An 18,640-nucleotide genomic window follows, 5' to 3' on the forward strand; every position below is an offset into this window, starting at 1 on the left:
CATCTCCACCGACGTAAACCCCAGTAGCGAGAGGACGAACATGCCGGAGAAACGCGTCGCCGTGGCGAGCAAGGTGGGCCTGCACGCCAGGCCGGCCGCGCTGGTGGCGAAGGCGGCCGCGGCGCAGCCCGTCGCGGTGCAGATCGCCAAGGCCGGCGGGAGCCCGGTGGCCGCCGGCAGCGTGCTCAACCTGATGACGCTCGCCGCCGGGTACGGCGACGAGGTCGTGATCAGCGCCGAGGGTGAGGGTGCCGAGGAGGCCGTGGAAGCGGTCGCCCAGCTCGTCGCCACCGACCTCGACGCCTGAGGAACCCGCGAAGGCCCCCGCACCGGTCCCCGACACCGGTGCGGGGGCCTTCGTTTCGTAAGGTGGGCGCATGGAAAGCGTGCGCTTGGTCGAAGACTGGCCGGTGGACACCGCCGCGACGGCCGTGGTCTCCGCGGACGGCAGCGTCGTGGGCCGCCACGGCGACACCGCGCGGAAGTTCCGGCTGGCCTCGGTCAGCAAGCCGCTCACGGCCTACGCCGCGCTCATCGCGGTCGAAGAGGGCGTCGTCGACCTGGACACCCCGGCCGGGCCCGAGGGCTCGACCGTGCGGCACCTGCTGGCCCACACCTCCGGCCTCGCGTTCGACGCGCACAAGGCCATGGCCGCGCCGGGCACGCGGCGGCTCTACTCCAACGCCGGGTTCGAAGAGCTGGCCGACGCGCTGGCCGAGCACTCCGGCATCCCCTTCGCGCAGTACCAGGCCGAAGCGCTCTTCGCCCCGCTCGGCATGACGAGCACCACGCTCGACGGCTCACCGGCCGCCGACATCGTGTCCACTGTGGACGACCTGGTCGCCTTCGCCGCCGAGCTGCAGTCCCCCAAGCTGCTCGACCCGGCCACCGTCGCCGAGGCGACGAACGTCGTGTTCCCCGGCCTGTCCGGCGTGCTGCCCGGCTTCGGGCACCAGAAGCCCAACGACTGGGGCCTCGGCTTCGAGATCCGCGACCACAAGAGCCCGCACTGGACCGGCGCGAACAGCTCGCCACGCACCTTCGGGCACTTCGGCCAGTCGGGCACGTTCCTCTGGGTCGACCCGGACGCGGGCGCGGCCTGCGTCGCGCTGACCGACCGCGCGTTCGGCCCGTGGGCCGCCGAGGTCTGGCCGCGCTACACCGACGCCGTGCTGGCGGAATTGAGCGCGTGAAACCGCTCCTCGCCGCGCTGCTGCTCCTGCTCGCCGCCTGCAGCGCCCCGGCGACGGCACCCGCTCCCCCGCCCTCCTCGCCGGCCACCGCGACCGCTCCGCCCGCTCTGGGCACGAACGGCGCCGCCGTGCCGGCCCTGCACTGGACGCCGTGCCACGGGAAGTTCCAGTGCGCGGCCGCGTCCGTGCCGCTGAGCTACCGCGAGCCGCACGGTCCGGCCATCACGCTCTCGGTGATCCGATTGCCGGCGACCGACCCGGGACGGCGGCTCGGCTCGCTGTTCTTCAACTTCGGCGGCCCGGGCACCGACGGCGTCGGCGAGCTGACGCGGTTCGCCGACCGCTACCCCGCCGAGGTCCGGGCCCGGTTCGACCTGGTGAGCTTCGACCCGCGCGGGATCGGCGGGTCCGCGCCGATCAGCTGCCCCGGCGCCGACCACGCGCCCGCACCCGGGTCGCCCTTGCGGCAGCCGGACGCGTACTTCGCGGCGAGCGCCGCGACCGGCCGGGCCTGCGCCGCCTCCGGCGCCTTGCTCAGCCACCTGTCGACGGCGAACGTGGCGCGCGACCTGGAGCTGCTGCGCCAGGCCGTCGGCGACCCGGCGCTGAACTTCTACGGCTACTCCTACGGCACGTACCTGGGCGGGACGTACGCGAACCTGTTCCCGGACAAGGTGCGCGCACTGGTCCTCGACGGCACGCTCGACCTCGTCGCGAACGCCACCGGGAAGCCGGGGCAGGAGAAGGAACCGGTCGACGTCCGCGCCGACGTCGCCGGAGCGCAGCAACAGGAACTCGACCAGTTCTTCGCGGTGTGCGCCGCGGCCGGGCCGAAGTGCGCGTTCTCCGGCGGTGACCCGAAGGCGAAGTTCGCCGGGATCTTCGCGCGGGCGTCACGCACAACCGGCGTCGGATCCCTGATGCGGACCGTCGACAGCGCGCTGTACCAGTCGGGACGGTGGAAGCGGCTCGCGCAGACCCTTTCCGCGATGCCTTCGGATCCCGGCCCCGCCGCCCCTGTGCTCGACCCGTACGTGCCGACGCACTCCCCCGCTTTCCTGGCGGTCCAGTGCGTCGACAGCGACAACCCTTCTTCGCCGGCGGATTATGCGGCACTCGCCGTCCGGGAGAGCGCGCGTCAGCCCTACTTCGGGCTGGGCTCGGTGTTTTCGATGTCCCAGTGCGTCGGCTGGCCGGCGCACGACGCCGACCGGTACACCGGACCGTGGAACCGGGCGCGGAAGAACCCGATCCTGGTGCTGAACAACCGGTTCGACCCGGCGACGCCGCTGCACAACGCCCAGGCGACGGCGGCGGAGCTGGGTGACGGCCGGGTGCTCGTCGTCGACGGCTTCGGGCACACGTCGCTGGACGCGCCGAGCGCGTGCGCTTCGGCGGCGGTGACGCGGTACCTGACAGACCTGGCGGCGCCGGCGGAAGGGACCACCTGCGCGCCGGACGCGGTCCCGTTCTCGTGAGTGAGAAACAGTGTTCCAGCCCTGTTTCTCACTCACGACCCGCGTGGGGCCACCGTTCAGCCGAACGGACGCCGTGACCAGGGTCTTTGGACCCTGCCCGGTGCGGTTTCCGGGTGGTGCCATGGTTCTCGTGCGGGCCCGCCGCCGGGCCGGTGCGGGGACCTCGGGCCCCGGCGGGCCGCACGCCTACTCCATCAGCCGGATCGGTTCCCCCGCCTGGTAGGCCGCGATGTCCTCGACCGCGTCGCCGTAGAAGATCTCGTACGTCTCGCGCGCCACGAACCCCAGGTGCGGCGTGAGGACGGCGTTGTCGAGCGTCCTCAGTGGATGGTCGGCCGGGAACGGCTCGACGTCGTAGACGTCCAGCGCCGCCGCCCGGATTTCCTTGCGCCGCAACGCGTCCACCAGCGCAGCCTCGTCGACGATCGGGCCGCGCGAGGTGTTCACCAGCAACGCGCTCGGCTTCATCGCCGCCAGTTCGGCCGCGCCGACCAGGCCGCGGGTGCGGCCGCTGAGCACCAGGTGGATCGAGAGCACGTCCGAGCGGGCGAGCAAGTCCTCTTTGGACACCGCCGTCACGCCGTGCGGATCGGCCTTCTCCTGCGTGAGGTTCTGGCTCCAGGCGATGGTCTCCATGCCGAAGGCCTGCCCGATCTTCGCCGCGCCCGCCCCGAGGCGGCCGAGGCCGAGCAGCCCGAGCGTCTTGCCGTGCAGCATGGTCCCGACGGTCGTCTGCCAGCCGCCTTCCCGCATGGACCGGAACTCCTGCGGCAGGTTGCGCGACGCGGCCAGGATGAGCGCCCACGTGTGCTCGGCGGTCGGCTGGCCGAGGTACCCGGTCCGGGACACGACGACGCCGTTGCGCTTCGCGGCCGGGACGTCGATGGCCGCGTTGCGCGGGCCGGTGCTGACCAGCAGCCGCAGGTCGGGCAGCCGGTCGAGCACCTCGGCCGGGAAGCGGGTGCGCTCGCGCATCGCGACGATCACCTCGAAGCCCTGCATCTGCCGCACGACGTCGGTGAGGGGCTCGGTGAAGACCGTTGTGTCGGCCTTCAGCGAGTCCCAGTCACCGAAGGTCAGGGCGACGTCCTGGTAGTCGTCGAGGATCGCGATGCGCATGACCTCACCGTAGTGGCACCAGCGTGTCCACGCGGACCAAGTGGTGGTCGGAGGCGTCGTTCAGCCGGGACAGCGGGTCGGACGGCACCGGCCAGAACACCTCCGCGTGCCAGGGCAGCAGGCCCTTCGACGGCAGCACGTAGTCGGTCCGCAGGTTGCCCGGAGCGACGTCGTTGAAGTCGCCCGTGTCGTAGAACGGGTCGCTCTTCTGGCCCACGTTCGCGCCGCCCTGGGCCTGGGCCGCCAGCACCGCGCCGCGGCTGCCCGGGTGCGTCTGGATCACGCGGCGGGCGTCGAGCAGCTGGTCGATCGCGCCCGGGACGCTGTCGCCGTCGAGCGGGTCGGAGTTGTTGTCGCCCGCCACCACGAACCGCTCCGCCGCGCCCAGACCGCCGCGCCGGCCGCGGTCGTCGTGGATGTAGCCGCCTTTGCCCGGCGTCACGTAGTCGGCCCAGAAGCGGATCTCGTCGTTGTTGCGGGTGCCGTTGCGGTCCTCCGGGCCGTCGAAGCTCGGCGGCGTCGGGTGGGAGACGAGGAAGTGGACGGTCGAGCGGCCGATCTTCAGCGGCAGGTCCCAGTGCGACTTCGACGACAGCCGCAGCACGTTCAGCTCCGCCGGGCTGTACCAGTCGTGCGGCGCCGGCGTGGCCGGGTCGTCCGGCAGCAGCGCGCCCGGCATGTCCTTCCAGAGGAACTTCTGGAACGTCCGGACGTGCGCCAGGTCGATCGGGTACTTCGACAGCACGAGCAGGCCGTACTGGCCCTCGAAGGTGCCGAAGCCCTGAGCGTCGTTGCCGAGCCCGATGGTGCCGTCGCGGTCGAGGTCGAAGCCGGTCGGGACGCCCGTGTTGACCGGCGCGGTGTAGGCGTACGGGTAGTCGATCGGCTGGGCGCCGTTCTGCCCGACGGCCAGGTAGTTCTTCCGGAACAGGTCCGCGGCCCGGTTGCCGGGCACGTAGTCGAACTCGTTGATCAGCTGGACGTCGGCGCGGTTGCGCTGGACGACCTCGGCGACCTCCCGCGCCTGGGCGTTGCCCGGCGTCGAGAGGTCGGTCACCAGCTGCCCGGCGGCCGCGCGGTTCAGCGAAGCGTTGAAAGTCGCGAAGCGGACGTTGGTGCCGAAGCTCGCGTCAGCGGTGGCGGGGACGAACAGGGCGACGAGCGCGGCCACGGACAGGCCGGCGGCGAAGCGTTTCACGGTGGTACCTCCCAGTCGGCGGTCACCCTATGCCGGGTTTCGCCCGTCCGGGTGAGCGGCAGGTGAACAGCGGGCCGGCCCCGGCGCTAACGTGCCGCACGTGGCCAAGAGCGAGGAAACGCGGTCCCTGATCGTCACGACCGCGATGCGGCTGTTCACCGAGAACGGCTACGACCGCACGACGATGCGCGCGATCGCCGCCGAAGCGGGCGTTTCCGTCGGGAACGCCTACTACTACTTCTCGTCGAAGGAACAGCTCGTCCAGGGCTTCTACGACGAGATCGCCCGGCAGCACCTCGACGCGGCCCGCGCCCGGCTCGACGGCGAAAGCGCCTTCGCGGCCCGGCTGAAGACCGTGCTGCTGTGCTGGTTGGACGTCGCCGAGCCGTACCACCGCTTCGGCACGCAGTTCTTCGTCAACGCGGCCGACCCGGAGTCGCCGCTGAGCCCGTTCAGCGACGACTCCTCGGCCGCGCGAGAGGCGTCGATCGGTCTGATGCGCGAGGTCGTCGACGGTTCCGACGTCAAGCTCGACCCGGAGCTGCGGGGCCGGCTGCCCGAGCTGCTGTGGCTCTACCAGATGGGCGTGGTGCTGTACTGGGTCCACGACCGCTCGCCCGGCACCAAGCGCAGCCGGCTGCTGGTCGAGCGCAGCGTCCCGCTGATCGCGCGGCTGGCCGCGCTCTCCCGGCTGCGGGTGTTCCGCCCGGTCAGCCGGGAGATCGTCGACCTCGTCCAGGAGCTGGCTAAGCGGGACTGACCGCGCGGAAGTAGAGGAACCGCGGCTTGGTCCGCAGGTTCTCCGCCCACTTCGGATCGGCTTCGGCCGTCTCCGGGACCGGCATCGGCTCGACCAGCTCGTCGACGGCGAAGCCCGCCTCGCGGACCGCCCGGAACGTCCAGCTCAGCGGGCGCCGGTAGAAGCGCACGAGCTGCCCGGGCGGGAACTCGTCTTCGAGCAGCTCCAGCTCGAAGTAGTTCTCCTTGCCGAACCAGCGCCAGTCCTCCCCCGGGTGGTGCACCGAGAACACCAGCGCGCCACCGGGTTTCAGGACGCGGCGGAACTCGGCCAGCGCCGGCCCCCAGTCCTTCAGGTAGTGCAGCACGAGCGACGCCGTGATCACGTCGATCGAGCCCGGCTCGAGCGGGAGCGGCCGGGTCACGTCGGCGACCTCGAAGCGCGCCACGTCGCCGAACTCGCGCTGCGCCACGGAGACCATCCCCGCGCTCACGTCGACGCCCAGGACGTCCGCGCCCCGCTCGGCCAGCAGCGCGCTCAGGTGCCCGGCCGCGCAGCCGACGTCCAGCACCCGGCGCCCCGAGACGTCGCCCGCCAGGTCCAGGATCGCCGGGCGGTCGTACAGCGCGTTCGTCACGGACTTCTCCGCGTGCGACGCGTAGGCCTCGCTGAACGCGTCGTACTGCGCCGCGCGCGCCCGGCCGAGGATCTCCTCGATCACCTCGGTCTTGGCGTCGGCGTAGTTCTGGATGTACTTCCACTCCTTCGCGGCCAGCTCGCGCTTCTTCGCCGCGTACAGGTCCCGCTCCTCCGGGTGCGCGCGCATCCGTTCGCGCAGGAGCCGGTAGCGCTCGGTCTGGCCGTTGCCCGGCGAGTAGACGTGCAGGTTGATGTTGGTGTCCGGGCCCTTGAAGCTGCGGTGCTTCTCCCAGTCCGGTTCGCGGATGACGAGCCGGTAGCCCGCGGCCTCCAACGCCGGGACGTAGGCGTCCTCGTCGGCCGAGTCCGGCACCTCGAGCAGGATGTCGATGATCGGCTTGGCGCAGAGACCGGGCACCGACGTCGAGCCGACGTGCTCGAGGACGAGCACCCGGTCGCCGAGCAGGCGCCGGATCCGCTCGGCTTCGCGTTCGAAGAGCTCCGGCCACTCCGGGTCGTACTCGGCGAGGGTGACGGTCGAGTTGAGCTGCGGCGCTTCACCGACCCAGATGTCCTGGATCTCGTCATCGCTCAACGCGTCTTGGCTGGTCATTCCGGTTGACCCCCTTCTTCAAGGCAGTCCGCCAGAATATCGACCGGCGCAACCGGTTTTCAGGAGATCGGCAGCGGCAGCAGGTTCCCGGTCGCTTCGCGCAGCGCGTCGCGCATCGCCGCGCGCGGAGCCGGCCGGCCGGTGAAGTGCTCGGCCTGCCCGAACGCCTGGTGCAGCAGCATGTCCAGCCCGGTCGCGAGCCGGCCGCCCCGCGCCGCGACGGCCTCGGCCAGCGGCGTCGGCCACGGGTGGTAGATGACGTCGAGGACGTGCGCGACCGCCGCCAGCTCGGCCACGTGCGGGACGACCGCGTCCGGCGGCACGGTGTTCACCAGCACCGCGGCGGACCCCAGGGAAGCGAAGTCCGTGTCGGCCCAGCGAAGCACGTCGATGTCGAGCGAAGCCCGCTTCGCCGCGTCGACGGTTTCGCCCGCCCGCGCGGGTTCCCGCACGACCAGCCGCACCTGCCGCACCCCGAGCGCCGCTAGCCCGACGACCGCCGCGGCCGCCGTGCCGCCCGCGCCGAGCACGACCGCGGTGTCCGACGGCGACGGCTCGTAGCCGCCCGCCGCGCGCAGCGCGCCCGTGACGCCGTCGACGTCGGTGCAGTCCGCGAGCCAGCCCTTCGCCGTGCGGACCAGGGTGTTGGCCGCGCCGACGGCGGTCGCGCGCGGGGTCACCTCGTCCGCGTGGTCCAGCGCCGCGCGCTTGCCCGGCATGGTGACCGACAGCCCGGCCCACTCCGGGCCGAGCCCGTCGACCAGGCCCGGCAGCTCGTCGGCGCCCGTCTCGATCCGCTCGTACGTCCAGCCGGTCAGGCCGAGCGCGGCGAACGCGGCGCCGTGCAGCACCGGGGACAGCGAGTGCGCCACCGGCCTGCCCAGCACCGCGGCCCGCCGGGGCTCAGAAGGCACCGTTCGCCTTGGCCTTCTCGACGTTCCTCTTGTGATCGTCGAACGTGACCCCGAAGCAGGAGAGGCCGTTCTTCTCGCACTTGACGAAGTAGACCCAGTCGCCGGCCACCGGGTGCACCGCCGCTTGGATGGCGTCGGCGCTGGGCACCGAGATCGGGGTCGGCGTCAGGCCCGCGTTCTTGTAGGTGTTGTACGCCCCGGCCCGGTTCCGGTCGTCGTCGTTGGTCGCCAGGGTCGGGCGGTCCAGCACGTAGTTGACCGTGGAGTCCATCTGCAGCCGCATGTTGATGGCCAGGCGGTTGTAGATGACCCGCGACAGCTTGCCGAAGTCGTTCTTCACGGCTTCGCGTTCGATGATCGAGGCGATGATCAGCGTCTGGTACGGCGTCATCCCCGGGCCGGTCGACTGCGCGCTCAGGCCGGCGTTCTGGATCGCCTCGGTGGAGCTGCGCACCAGCTGCCCGATGATCTCCTGCGGGGACGCTCCGGGCCGGACGTCGTAGAGGCCGGGCGCGATGAGGCCTTCGAGCCGCCGGTCCTTGCGGTCGGCCTTGTTGGCGGGCTCGATCGCCCAGTCCGGCACACCGAGGGTCTTCAGGTCCGCGCCGTCGACCACCTTGCGCAGGTCGTCGGCGGTCACGCAGGTGCTCTTGCCGTTGATCTGCGCGCAGGACGCCTTCGCCATCAGGCTGTACACGCCGGGCGTGACCTTGCCGTCGGGCTGGGTGATGTCGTCGAACTGCGTGTAGGGCCGGACTTCCAGCTGGCCGACGCGCGAGGCCGTGTCGGTGATCCGGTCGACCGCGCTGGCCCCCGACATGTGCGACTTCATCACGTAGAAGCCGTGCTGGATCCGGGCCAGCTTCGGGTTGTCCTCGCCGGCCTTGACGAACGCCTTGCCGCTGGCGACGACGCCCGCCGTGGCCAGCTTCGCGCCGATCGCCGACGTCGAGTCGCCGTCGTCGACCTGGAACAGCACGTCCCCGTCGCCGGCACCCTCGAAGTCGTCGTAGCCGAAGATCTTGTTGAAGCCGTAGTAGGCGCCGCCCGCGAGCAGCACGATCACGACGAGCGCGGCGACCCAGCCGAGGGCGCGCTTGCCCTTCTTCTTCTTGCGCGGCTGCGCCGGCTCGTCCTCGTACTCGTCGTACTCGGCGTCGTCGTAGTCCTCGGCGTACTCGTCGTAGTCCTCGTACTCCGCGTACTCGCCGTCCTCGGCGAAGAACTCCTCGGGCTCTTCGTGCACCGGCTCCGGCGCGGTCTGGGCCGGGATGATGTCGGTCGGCGGGTCGTCGCGGACCGGCGGGGGCGGCGGGCGGCGGCGCCGCGGCGGCTCCAGGCCCGGTTCGGGCACGCCGACAGACCGGTCACCCGGCTGGACGGGCCGCCGCGGGGTCTCCGGGGTGCCGCGGCGGGGGTCGGCGTCGGGGTCGAGCGCCGCGCGACGCCGGTGCGAGTCGGCTTCGGCCGGGTCGGGTGCGGCCCGACGGCGACCGGCCGCCGGGTCGGCTTCGTTCGGGTCGGGTACCGCGCGACGGCGTCCCGGCGGCGGCTCGACGGCCTCGACCGGCTCCGGCGCGGCACGACGGCGGCCGGACGGCGGCTCGACAGCCTCGGGCTCGGGCTCGGCCCGGCGGCGGCGCCGCGGGACCTCCTCCGATCCGCCGCGGAGCCGGGCGGCCTGCGCTTCGGCGGCCTCTTCGAGGTCGAGCATCGCCTGGTGCCGGCGGGCCGCGTCGGCTTCGGCCAGCTCTTCGGGACTCGGGCGGCGACGGCGGGCGTCCGCCCCCTCGTCCGGGGCCGGTGCGGGACGGCGGCGGCGCGGCGGCTCCTCGGGGGCCGCGCGGCGGCGCCCCGGCTCGGGAGCCGCGCGGCGCGGGGCCGGGCCGTCGGCACCGTCGTCGAGCCCGTGGCGGGCGCGGACCGGGGCCGAACGCTCGGCTTCCCGGGGGTCGAAGTCGTCTTCGGCCGGGGGCAGCGTGCCCGGCGGCTCGAGGCGGCGACGACGGCCGGACGGCGGCGCGTCGCGGCGCGGGTCGTAGCCCGGCTCGGGACGTGCCCGGCGCGACGGCTGGGGCAGTTCGTGGGACCCGCTGTGCCGCGACGGCTGCGGGAGCTCCTGGTACCCGCTCGCGCGCGGGTCGTTCGGCGCGGGGCGGGACGGCGGCGTGGCCGGTCCCGGTTCGCGGAGTCGCCTGCGCCCGCGAGGGGGCTCAGGTGGCTGCTCGTTCATCGGTCTCCCTCCCGGGCGCGGTGCGCAGCGGCGGCGTCGATCCAGGCCTGCAGGATCTCCACGGCGGCGGCCTGGTCGACCACCGCGCGCTGCTTGCGGCCTTTGACCCCGCGCTGGGAGAGGATGCGGGATGCGGTGACCGTGGTCAGCCGCTCGTCGCCCAGCCGGACCGGCACGGGCGCTATCCGCCCGGCCAGGCGTTCAGAATACGCGATCGCCAGCTCGGCCGCCGGTCCCTGCCGGTTCGCGAGCGTTCGCGGCAGTCCCACGATCACCTCGACCACCTCGTGCTCGGTGACGAGGGCGGCCAGCTGGTCCAGATCACTGTCGTCGGTCGCATCGCGGGAGAGGGTAACCAATGGCGACGCGAGCACGGGGGCCGGATCGCTCAGCGCCACCCCGACCCGGACGGATCCGACGTCGACGCCGAGGCGACGGCCGCGCCCCGGATCGGCCTCTCCTGGCCGGTCCGGGCCGCGGTTTCCGCGGTTAACCAATGCCGGCAATCGCCGAGCGCAGGGCCGTGACCGCGTCGTTCGCGCCGGCCGGGTTCGTGCCACCGCCCTGGGCCATGTCGGGCTTGCCGCCGCCGCGGCCGCCGATCTTCCCGGCGAACGACGGCACGAGCTTGCCCGCGGCGATGCCCTGGTCCTGGGCCGCCTTCGTCGTCGCGACGACGAAGCTCAGCTTCTCGCCGGCCGGCGAGAACAGCGCCACCACGCCGGGCCGCGAACCGAGCCGGCCGCGGATGTCGGAGGCGAGCGCGCGCAGGCCGTTGCCGTCGACGTCCGGGACGACCTCGGCTACCACGGTCACGCCGCCGATTTCCTGAGCCTTGTCCACCAGCGCGCCCGCCGAGCCCAGCACCTGCTGGGTCTTGAGCTGCATGATCTCCTTCTCGGCGTTCTTCAGCCGGGTCAGGACGTCCTCGATGCGGCCCGGCAGCTCGTCCGACGGCACCTTGAACGTGTTCGCCAGCTGCGAGACCAGCAGCTGCTCCTTGCGGACGTACTTCAGCGCGTCCGAGCCGACCAGCGCCTCGACGCGGTGCACGCCGGAGCCGATGGACGCGTCCGAGACGAGCTTGACCAGGCCGAGCTGGCCGATCCGCTCGACGTGCGTGCCACCGCAGAGCTCGCGGGAGTAGTCGCCCATGTCGACCACGCGGACGTCGTTGCCGTACTTCTCGCCGAACAGCGCGACCGCGCCCAGCTCGAGGGCCTTGTCCTTGGTCGTGGTGAAGCTCTGCACCTCGACGTTGGTCTGCAGGTAGTCGTTGACCTCCTGCTCGACCTCGGTCAGCACGTCCGCCGACACCGAGCCCGGCGTGGTGAAGTCGAACCGCATGCGGCCCGGCGAGTTCAGCGAGCCCGCCTGCGCCGCGCGCTTGCCGTACGCGCCGCGGACGGCCGCGTGCACCAGGTGCGTCGCGGAGTGCGAGCGCTCGATGGACAGGCGGCGGTGCGCGTCGACCGAGCCGGTCAGCTTCGTGTCGAGGCCGACCTCGCCCTCGGTGACCTCGACGCGGTGCACGTACAGGCCGGGCACGATCTTCTGGACGTCGAGGACCTTCAGCTCGACGCCGTCGCCGAGCAGCACGCCGGTGTCGGCGACCTGGCCACCGCTCTCGGCGTAGAACGGCGTCCGGTCGAGGACCAGCTCCGCCTTCTTGCCCGCGGCGACGCTGCGGACCGGCTGCCCGTCTTCGAGCAGCGCGACGACCTTCGCCTCGGCCTGCAGGTCGGTGTAGCCGAGGAACTCGGTTTCGCCGTGCTGCTCCAGGACCTTGCGGTACTCCGAGAGGTCGCCGTGGCCGGTCTTGCGGGCCGCAGCGTCCGCCTTCGCGCGGGTCCGCTGCTCGTTCATGAGCGTGCGGAACCCCTCCTCGTCGACGGTCAGGCCCTGCTCGGCCGCCATCTCGAGGGTCAGGTCGATCGGGAAGCCGTAGGTGTCGTGCAGCTGGAACGCCTTGTCGCCGGCCAGCACGTCGCCGCCGCCGCGCTTGGTCTCCTCGGCCGCCATGTCGAAGATGCGCGAGCCACTCGTGAGGGTCGAGAGGAAGGCTTCCTCCTCGATCCGGACGACCTCGTTGATCCGGTCGAAGCCGGAGACCAGCTCGGGGTAGGTCGGGCCCATCGTGTCGCGGACGACCTTCGCGAACTCCTGCAGCACCGGCTCCTGCACGCCCAGCAGGCGCGTGGAGCGGACGATGCGGCGCAGGAGGCGGCGCAGGACGTAGCCGCGGCCGTCGTTGCCCGGGGTGACGCCGTCGCCGATCAGCAGCACGCCGGTGCGGGCGTGGTCGGCGATGACGCGGAAGCGGACGTCGTCGGCGTGGTTCGAGCCGTAGCGGCGGCCGGAGAACTCCTCCGCGCGGCCGATGACCGGGCGGACGAGGTCGGTCTCGTAGACGTTCTCGACGCCCTGCAGGATCGTCGCGACGCGCTCGACGCCCATGCCGGTGTCGATGTTCTTCTTCGGCAGCTCGCCGATCGGCTTGTGCCCGAGCTTGGGGCTCAGGTCGCCGCGGACGTCCTGCATGAAGACGAGGTTCCAGATCTCGATGTAGCGGTCCTCGTCCGCGACCGGACCGCCCTCGCGGCCGTACGCCGGGCCGCGGTCGTAGTAGATCTCCGAGCACGGGCCGCCGGGACCGGGCACGCCCATGTCCCAGTAGTTGTCCTTGCCGTCGCGCTCCTGGATGCGCTCGCCCGGCAGGCCGGTGAGCTTGCGCCACAGCCCGGCCGCCTCGGCGTCGTCGTTGTAGACGGTCGCCCAGATCCGGTTCGGGTCGAGGCCGTAGCCGCCCTCGCTCTGGGGCTTGGTGATCAGCTCCCAGGCGTTCTCGATGGCGCCTTCCTTGAAGTAGTCGCCGAAGGAGAAGTTGCCGGCCATCTGGAAGAACGTGTTGTGCCGGGTGGTCTTGCCGACCTCGTCGATGTCCGGCGTGCGCACGCACTTCTGCACGGAGGTCGCGCGCGGGTACGGCGGCGGCGCCTCACCGAGGAAGTACGGCTTGAACTGCACCATGCCGGCGTTGACGAACAGCAGGTTCGGGTCGTCGAGGATCAGCGGCGCGCTGGGCACGCGCGTGTGGCCCTTGCTTTCGAAATGGCGCAGGAAGCGGTCGGTGATTTCGTGTGTGTCCACGGGTCAGTCCTTGTGCTGGTGGCTGCGAACGAGGTCGGACGGCGACGGCGGAAGGGTTCCGGGCAGGCCCGGATCAGCCCTCCGCCCGGCGAGCTCGCCGGACCGGGCGCCGGGCGGCAGCCGCGTGCCGTCCTTCGGCGCGGGGCGCCGCGACGCCCGCCCGCTCCTCGACCATGTCGTGCAACTCCTGCTCCCGCTCGTTCATGCCCGCGCGCACCTCGGCGCCGAACGAACCCACGGCGCCCGCCAGCTCGCGCACGGCGTCGCCCAGGTTCGATGCTAACCCCGCCGGGGTGGCCTGACGAGCGGTTTCGGCGGCCTTGCGGGACAGCACGACGCCGGTGACGACGCCGACGCCGAGCCAGAACAGCCGCTTCACTTCGCGGCCTTCTTCGCGGCCTTCAGCGCGCTCTTCTTCTTGCGCGCCTTGATCGCCTTGGACAGGCCGTAGGACAGCGCCGCGGTCTTGACCAGCGGGCCGCCCAGCGTCGCGGTGAACACCGACGCCAGCGCGGAGACGTTGCCGGTGACGGCCTGCGCGTTCGACGTGATCCCGTCCACCCGCTCGAGCTGGGCGTTGACGTGGGTGATCGTCTGGTTCGCGCCGATCAGCAGCGGGTCGGTGTTGCTGTTGGTGCGCTCGATCGCCTCGGTGGCCGCGTCCAGCGTCTTGCCGAGCTTGATCAGCGGGATCGCCAGCAGGACGACCAGCACCACGAATGCTCCTGCGGCGATCAACGCGGCGATCTGCCCTGCCGACACGGGCCCTCCTCTGTTCACAGGTCTGGGGTGCTGGTGAGGTTACCGCCTGGCCGGGTTCCCGACCGTGTCACCCCGCGCGGGCCGGAAAACCCGTCGCCCCGGGTCGCCGCGGGGCGGTACACCTGGGCGGTGGCACACGACGACGGACCCGGGCGCCGGGTCCTCTCCGGGCCGGGCGGACCGGCGGCCGACGTGCTGGCCGCGTTGCCGGGTGCGGACCTGACGACGGTCCAGCTGGAGGTCGCGCGGCGGCGGGCGGCCCGGCTGTCCGGTCCCGACGTGCTGCGCCGCCACCGCGAAGACCGGTTCGCGGCGCCGAGCCCGCTGCCGTTCGCGCTGCTGCGGCGGGTCGAGGACGCGCTCATCGGCGCGGCGGCTTCGTTCGAGCTGGTGGCGCTTTCGCCGCTGGCGCCGCTCGGCACCCACTCGGCGGTGGCCGGGCTGGCCCAGCACCGGGTGGTCCCGACCGGCCGCGGCACCGAGGTCGCCGCGGACCCCACGGCGGGCCTGGCCCTGGAGGCGGCGGTCCGGCGCGCTTCGGCGTCCGTGGTCCGCCTGGCGACGGTGCAGCGGGTGGTGCGCGCCCAGCGGGTCCCGACGGGGTTGTTCGCGCACTTCTCGCTGTTCGGGGCGGTGACGGCGGGCCGGGACACGGGCAACCTCGCGTTCGAACGGGCGGCGCTGGCCGAGCACGCGGAGCTGGTGGTCGCGGCCTGCCGGGCGCTGGGGGCCACCGAGGCTTCGCTCGGCGTGACGGTGCTGGACCCGCGGTTCGAGGGCCTGCTGGACGAGGTAGGCGTGCCGGTGCACCCGTTCCCGGAGCGCGAAGGCGGGCGCGGCGGGTACTACGAAGGGCTGTGCTTCAAGGTGTACGCGGCCTTCGGCGGTTCCCTGGCCGAGGTCGGCGACGGCGGCTTCACGCCGTGGACCCGCAAGCTGACGGGCAACGCGAAGGAGCGGTTGATGACGAGCGGCCTCGGCGTGGACCGGCTCGCGACGCTCGTCTAACGCTCCTTGAGCACCGCGCGGTAGAGGGCCGCCATGTCTTCGTCGCCGTGGCCCGCGTCCACCGCCGCTTCCAGGTGCGAGAGGACCGCTCGGGCGCCCGCCACGTCGACGTCGTCGCCCGCGGCTTCGACCACCAGGCGCGCGTCCTTCGCCGCCAGGCCCGCCGGGAACGACGGCGGGTACTCCCCCGACAGCATCGCGCCGCCCTTCACGTGCGCGTAGCCGACGTCGAGGCCGCCTCCCTCGATCGTCTCCAGGAACAGCGCCGGGTCCAGGCCCAGTGCCCGGGCCAGGCCGAGGCTCTCCGCCGTGCCGTTGGTCAGCGCCAGCACCCACGCGTTCATGACCAGCTTGAGCCGGCTGCCGTTGCCCGCGGGCCCGAGCCACTGCGTCTTCACGGCGACCGCGTCGAACACCGGCGTGGCCTTGGGGCGGGCTTCCTCCGGGCCGGACGCCAGCACCTGCAGCTGCGCCTGCTCCGCCGGCTGCCGGGTGCCCAGCACCGGCGCGTCCACGAACACCACGCCCGCCTTCTCGGCCAGCTCGGCGAGCCGGTCGGTCCACTCGAGCCCGACCGTGCTCATCTGCAGCCACAACGTGCCCGACGCAGGAGAAGCCGCTTCGAACGCTTCGGACACCGCGGGTCCGTCCGCGAGCATCGTCACGAGGGTGTCCGCACCTTCGGCCGCCGCGGCCGCCGAGTCCGCGACCGTCGCGACGTCGGCGAGGGGCTCGGCCTTCGCCCGGGTCCGGTTCCAGACCCGGACCTCGAGGCCCGCCTTCGCGATGTTGGCCGCCATCGGCGCGCCCATGATTCCGGTTCCGAGAAACGCGACGCTCATGGTTCCCACGTGCCCACGCACCGCGCTCAGTAATCGCCGAGCAGGCAGAACGGGTGACCCGCCGGGTCGGCGTAGACGCGCCAGCCGCGGCCGCCGAGGTCGGGGTCGAGCAGCCGGCCGCCGTTGACCAGGACCGCGTGGTGGGACTCCCGGAAGTCGTCCACCTCGAAGTCGAGGTGGAACTGCTGCGGGAACGCGGGGTTCGGCCAGCGCGGCGGCTGGTGGTCCGGCGCCCGCTGGAAGCCCAGCACCATCCCGTTCACATGCAGGGTCGACCAGTCCTCGTCGACCCGCCAGCGCGGGTCCGGCCGGTCCACCTCGCCGCCGAGCAGGGCCTGGTAGAACCGGGCGAGCACGACCGGTTCCGGACAATCCAGGACGATGCACTGCAGCGTCGCGGGCACGGGCACGCCTCCAGCGGGGTTCGGGTCACCTTCGAGGCGTGCAGCTTACGAAACCCGATGATCTTGCCGGTCGCGGGCCGCGAAGTTGATCAGGGCCCGAAGAATCGTCCGCCCGGCTCACCGTTCGCCGCGGATCGTCCGGCGCAGCTTGGGGACGCGGTCGGCGAGGGTGCGCTCGGCGCCGCGCTGGGTGGGCTCGTAGTAGTCCCGGCCGACCAGGTCGTCCGGCGGGTACTGCTGGGCCAGCACGCCTTCCGGGACGTTGTGCGGGTACCGGTAGCCCTGGGCGTTGCCCAGCTTCTTGGCGCCCGCGTAGTGGCCGTCCCGCAGGTGTGGCGGCACGGTGCCGGCCAGCCCGGCCCGGACGTCGGCCAGTGCCGCGTCGATGCTCGTGACGACCGCGTTGGACTTCGGCGCGGTGGCCAGGTGGATGGTCGCCTGGGCCAGCGCCAGCCTGCCCTCCGGCATGCCGATGAACTGCACGGCGTGCGCGGCCGCGACGGCCGCCTGCAGCGCGGTCGGGTCGGCCAGCCCGACGTCCTCGCTGGCGTGCACGACCAGCCGCCGCGCGAGGAACCGCGGGTCCTCCCCCGCCTCGATCATCCGGGCCAGGTAGTGCAGCGCGGCGTCCACATCGGACCCGCGGATCGACTTGATGAACGCGCTGATGACGTCGTAGTGCTGGTCGCCGTCGCGGTCGTAGCGGACCGCCGCCTTGTCCACAGTGGACTCGACGATGGGCAGGTCGATCGTCTTCGCCTCGGTGGCCGACGCGGCGTCCGCCGCCGCCTCCAGCGCCGTGAGCGCGCGGCGCGCGTCCCCGCCCGCGAGCCGGACGAGGTGGGCACGCGCGTCCTCGGTCAGCGTCAGCTCGCCGCCGAGACCGCGTTCGTCGGCCAGCGCGCGCTCGATCAGCTCGGTGATGTCTTCGTCGGTCAGCGGACGCAGCTGCAGCACCAGCGACCGCGACAGCAGCGGCGAGACGACGGAGAACGACGGGTTCTCGGTGGTCGCGGCGACGAGCAGCACCGTGCGGTCCTCGACCGCGCCGAGCAGCGCGTCCTGCTGCGTCTTGGAGAAGCGGTGCACCTCGTCGATGAACAGGACGGTGTTTTCGGTGTTGTACTGGCGCCGCCGCCGCGCCTCCTCGATGACGCCGCGCACCTCCTTGACGCCGGCCGAAAGCGCGGACATCGCGACGAACCGGCGGCCGGTGGCGATCGAGACGAGGTTGGCCAGCGTCGTCTTGCCCGTGCCGGGCGGGCCGTAGAGCAGCACCGACGCCGGCGCGGCGCCCTCGACCAGCCGCCGCAGCGGGGCGCCTTCGCGCAGCAGGTGCTGCTGGCCGACGACCTCGTCGAGCGAGCGCGGCCGCATCCGCACGGCCAGCGGCGAGCTGGCCGGGTCGGCTTGCGGTTCGCCCGCGTTCGACGTCGTGCGCTCCGGTGGCGGGGCCACGTCGGCGTTCACGGTGAAGAGTTCGTCCTGTGCCACATCGATGACGTTAACCGACGCCACCGACAGAACCACTTGCCCCGGCCCCGCGATCGGCGCTACCGTCGTGATGACCGGTTGACCGAAAGTGCGATTCTGGTCAACAGGTCAAACGTTCAACGGAACCGCAGGTGGAACGCATGAGCCATCCCAACCGCGAGCGCGCGGACCGCATCCTGGACGCGGCGGGCGAGCTGCTGCTGCGCATGGGCTACCGCAAGGTGGCGGTCGACGACATCGCGCGCGCGGTCGGGATCGGCAAGGGCACCGTCTACCTGCACTGGCGCAACAAGGAACTGCTGTTCCAGGCGCTGATGATGCGCGAGTCGGCCGACCTGACCGACGAGATCCTGGGCCGGATCAAGGGCGACCCGGCGATGATCCTCCCGCACCGGATGATCTCGTCGTCGTTCCTCACCACCCATCGCCGCCCGCTGGTGATGGCGATGCTGCGCGGCAACGCCGAGATGTTCGGCTCGCTCGGCGACCTCGCCCTGAAGAAGCAGCAGGACGAGCTGCGCAGGCACTTCGAGGAAACCATGCTGCGGCACGGGCTGGTCCGGCCGGACGTCCCGAACCTGTCCTTCGCGCTCAACGCCGCGACGGTCGGGTTCTACCTGGGCGGGACGCTGTCCGACGAGTTCGACGGCATCGCGCTCGAGGAGAAGGCGGCGGCTCTCGCGCACGTGATCCGCACCGCGTTCGAACCGGCCGGGGAGCCCGATCCCGCGGCGGTCGCGGACGTGGCGGCGGAATTGGGTTCGGCGCTCGAGGAGCTCGTCTCGGGCTACCGGCAAGGGATCTACGCACACGATCCCACCAGGGCACCCGGCTGATCCCGGGGCCACACAGGG

General features: G+C 72.4%; 18 protein-coding genes. 6 read left to right on the plus strand and 12 right to left on the minus strand.

Features of this window, described 5'->3' with window-relative positions:
- Positions 1 to 40: 40 nt before the first annotated feature.
- The 3 genes from ACIQWX_RS34310 to ACIQWX_RS34320 all read left to right on the plus strand — a co-directional run bounded on the left by ACIQWX_RS34310 (position 41) and on the right by ACIQWX_RS34320 (position 2,671).
- A complete protein-coding gene (locus ACIQWX_RS34310; RefSeq protein WP_013224593.1) occupies positions 41 to 307 on the plus strand; it encodes an HPr family phosphocarrier protein in 267 nt (88 codons plus the stop codon).
- 70 nt (positions 308 to 377) lie between these two features.
- Positions 378 to 1,193 (plus strand): serine hydrolase domain-containing protein, encoded by an 816-nt coding sequence (locus tag ACIQWX_RS34315; RefSeq protein WP_400880199.1) that lies wholly within the window; start codon positions 378 to 380, stop codon positions 1,191 to 1,193.
- On the plus strand, positions 1,190 to 2,671 hold the full coding sequence (locus tag ACIQWX_RS34320; RefSeq protein ID WP_400880202.1) for an alpha/beta hydrolase: 1,482 nt from the start codon (positions 1,190 to 1,192) through the stop codon (positions 2,669 to 2,671). The genes ACIQWX_RS34315 and ACIQWX_RS34320 overlap by 4 nt, the downstream gene beginning before the upstream one ends.
- A 186-nt stretch (positions 2,672 to 2,857) precedes the next feature.
- On the opposite strand, the gene ACIQWX_RS34325 is transcribed toward ACIQWX_RS34320, so the two are convergent.
- Together ACIQWX_RS34325 and ACIQWX_RS34330 are read right to left on the minus strand one after the other, a co-directional pair.
- Complete coding sequence (locus ACIQWX_RS34325; protein ID WP_400880205.1) at positions 2,858 to 3,790, minus strand: D-2-hydroxyacid dehydrogenase family protein; 933 nt, start codon at positions 3,788 to 3,790, stop codon at positions 2,858 to 2,860.
- Positions 3,791 to 3,794: 4 nt separating this feature from the next.
- Entirely contained in the window at positions 3,795 to 4,988 is a 1,194-nt protein-coding gene (locus ACIQWX_RS34330) for an endonuclease/exonuclease/phosphatase family protein (protein ID WP_400880208.1), read from the minus strand.
- Positions 4,989 to 5,088: 100 nt separating this feature from the next.
- On the opposite strand from ACIQWX_RS34330, the gene ACIQWX_RS34335 reads away from it, so the two are divergent.
- Positions 5,089 to 5,748 carry a TetR family transcriptional regulator gene (locus tag ACIQWX_RS34335; protein ID WP_400880210.1) on the plus strand — a complete coding sequence of 220 codons (660 nt, stop codon included), beginning with the start codon at positions 5,089 to 5,091 and terminating at the stop codon, positions 5,746 to 5,748.
- Here ACIQWX_RS34335 and ACIQWX_RS34340 read toward each other — a convergent pair.
- From ACIQWX_RS34340 to ACIQWX_RS34370, 7 genes are all read right to left on the minus strand, one after another.
- Entirely contained in the window at positions 5,735 to 6,979 is a 1,245-nt protein-coding gene (locus tag ACIQWX_RS34340) for a GrpB family protein (protein WP_400880213.1), read from the minus strand. The genes ACIQWX_RS34335 and ACIQWX_RS34340 overlap by 14 nt on opposite strands.
- Before the next feature lie 59 nt (positions 6,980 to 7,038).
- Entirely contained in the window at positions 7,039 to 7,893 is an 855-nt protein-coding gene (locus tag ACIQWX_RS34345; protein ID WP_400880215.1) for a shikimate dehydrogenase, read from the minus strand.
- The gene (gene mltG, locus ACIQWX_RS34350; RefSeq protein ID WP_400880218.1) at positions 7,883 to 10,126 is read right to left on the minus strand and encodes an endolytic transglycosylase MltG; all 2,244 of its coding nucleotides are present in this window, start codon (positions 10,124 to 10,126) and stop codon (positions 7,883 to 7,885) included. Before mltG ends, ACIQWX_RS34345 begins: the two co-directional genes overlap by 11 nt.
- Positions 10,123 to 10,623, minus strand: a complete 501-nt coding sequence (gene ruvX, locus ACIQWX_RS34355; RefSeq protein WP_086678288.1) for a Holliday junction resolvase RuvX — start codon at positions 10,621 to 10,623, stop codon at positions 10,123 to 10,125. Before ruvX ends, mltG begins: the two co-directional genes overlap by 4 nt.
- Positions 10,616 to 13,276, minus strand: coding sequence for an alanine--tRNA ligase (gene alaS / locus ACIQWX_RS34360; protein ID WP_400880221.1), 2,661 nt, complete (start codon positions 13,274 to 13,276; stop codon positions 10,616 to 10,618). The genes ruvX and alaS overlap by 8 nt, the downstream gene beginning before the upstream one ends.
- Positions 13,277 to 13,349: 73 nt before the next feature.
- Positions 13,350 to 13,655, minus strand: a complete 306-nt coding sequence (locus ACIQWX_RS34365; RefSeq protein WP_400880223.1) for a hypothetical protein — start codon at positions 13,653 to 13,655, stop codon at positions 13,350 to 13,352.
- On the minus strand, positions 13,652 to 14,038 hold the full coding sequence (locus tag ACIQWX_RS34370) for a DUF948 domain-containing protein (protein WP_086678291.1): 387 nt from the start codon (positions 14,036 to 14,038) through the stop codon (positions 13,652 to 13,654). The genes ACIQWX_RS34365 and ACIQWX_RS34370 overlap by 4 nt, the downstream gene beginning before the upstream one ends.
- A gap of 129 nt (positions 14,039 to 14,167) precedes the next feature.
- On the opposite strand from ACIQWX_RS34370, the gene ACIQWX_RS34375 reads away from it, so the two are divergent.
- Positions 14,168 to 15,046, plus strand: a complete 879-nt coding sequence (locus tag ACIQWX_RS34375; protein WP_400880227.1) for a hypothetical protein — start codon at positions 14,168 to 14,170, stop codon at positions 15,044 to 15,046.
- Here the strand turns inward: ACIQWX_RS34375 and ACIQWX_RS34380 are convergent.
- From ACIQWX_RS34380 to ACIQWX_RS34390, 3 genes are all read right to left on the minus strand, one after another.
- Positions 15,043 to 15,888, minus strand: a complete 846-nt coding sequence (locus tag ACIQWX_RS34380) for an NAD(P)-dependent oxidoreductase (protein WP_400880230.1) — start codon at positions 15,886 to 15,888, stop codon at positions 15,043 to 15,045. The two genes, ACIQWX_RS34375 and ACIQWX_RS34380, sit on opposite strands and share 4 nt — an antisense overlap.
- Positions 15,889 to 15,914: 26 nt before the next feature.
- Positions 15,915 to 16,292, minus strand: coding sequence for a VOC family protein (locus tag ACIQWX_RS34385; protein ID WP_400880232.1), 378 nt, complete (start codon positions 16,290 to 16,292; stop codon positions 15,915 to 15,917).
- A 117-nt stretch (positions 16,293 to 16,409) separates the two neighbouring features.
- Positions 16,410 to 17,786 (minus strand): replication-associated recombination protein A, encoded by a 1,377-nt coding sequence (locus ACIQWX_RS34390; protein WP_400880235.1) that lies wholly within the window; start codon positions 17,784 to 17,786, stop codon positions 16,410 to 16,412.
- 140 nt (positions 17,787 to 17,926) lie between these two features.
- On the opposite strand from ACIQWX_RS34390, the gene ACIQWX_RS34395 reads away from it, so the two are divergent.
- Positions 17,927 to 18,622, plus strand: coding sequence for a TetR/AcrR family transcriptional regulator (locus ACIQWX_RS34395; RefSeq protein ID WP_400880238.1), 696 nt, complete (start codon positions 17,927 to 17,929; stop codon positions 18,620 to 18,622).
- Positions 18,623 to 18,640: the final 18 nt, after the last annotated feature.

It is taken from the genome of Amycolatopsis sp. NPDC098790, from assembly GCF_044759945.1.
In the GTDB taxonomy this organism is placed as follows: Bacteria; Actinomycetota; Actinomycetes; order Mycobacteriales; family Pseudonocardiaceae; genus Amycolatopsis.

Excerpts from the sequence above, each read along its gene's own strand:
- ACIQWX_RS34310 (WP_013224593.1), top strand. The coding sequence starts at position 41 with ATGCCGGAGAAACGCGTCGCCGTGGCGAGCAAGGTGGGCCTGCACGCC.
- ACIQWX_RS34315 (WP_400880199.1), top strand. The coding sequence starts at position 378 with ATGGAAAGCGTGCGCTTGGTCGAAGACTGGCCGGTGGACACCGCCGCG.
- ACIQWX_RS34325 (WP_400880205.1), bottom strand. The coding sequence starts at position 3,790 with ATGCGCATCGCGATCCTCGACGACTACCAGGACGTCGCCCTGACCTTC.
- ACIQWX_RS34340 (WP_400880213.1), bottom strand. The coding sequence starts at position 6,979 with ATGACCAGCCAAGACGCGTTGAGCGATGACGAGATCCAGGACATCTGG.
- mltG (WP_400880218.1), bottom strand. The coding sequence starts at position 10,126 with ATGAACGAGCAGCCACCTGAGCCCCCTCGCGGGCGCAGGCGACTCCGC.
- ACIQWX_RS34380 (WP_400880230.1), bottom strand. The coding sequence starts at position 15,888 with ATGAGCGTCGCGTTTCTCGGAACCGGAATCATGGGCGCGCCGATGGCG.
- ACIQWX_RS34395 (WP_400880238.1), top strand. The coding sequence starts at position 17,927 with ATGAGCCATCCCAACCGCGAGCGCGCGGACCGCATCCTGGACGCGGCG.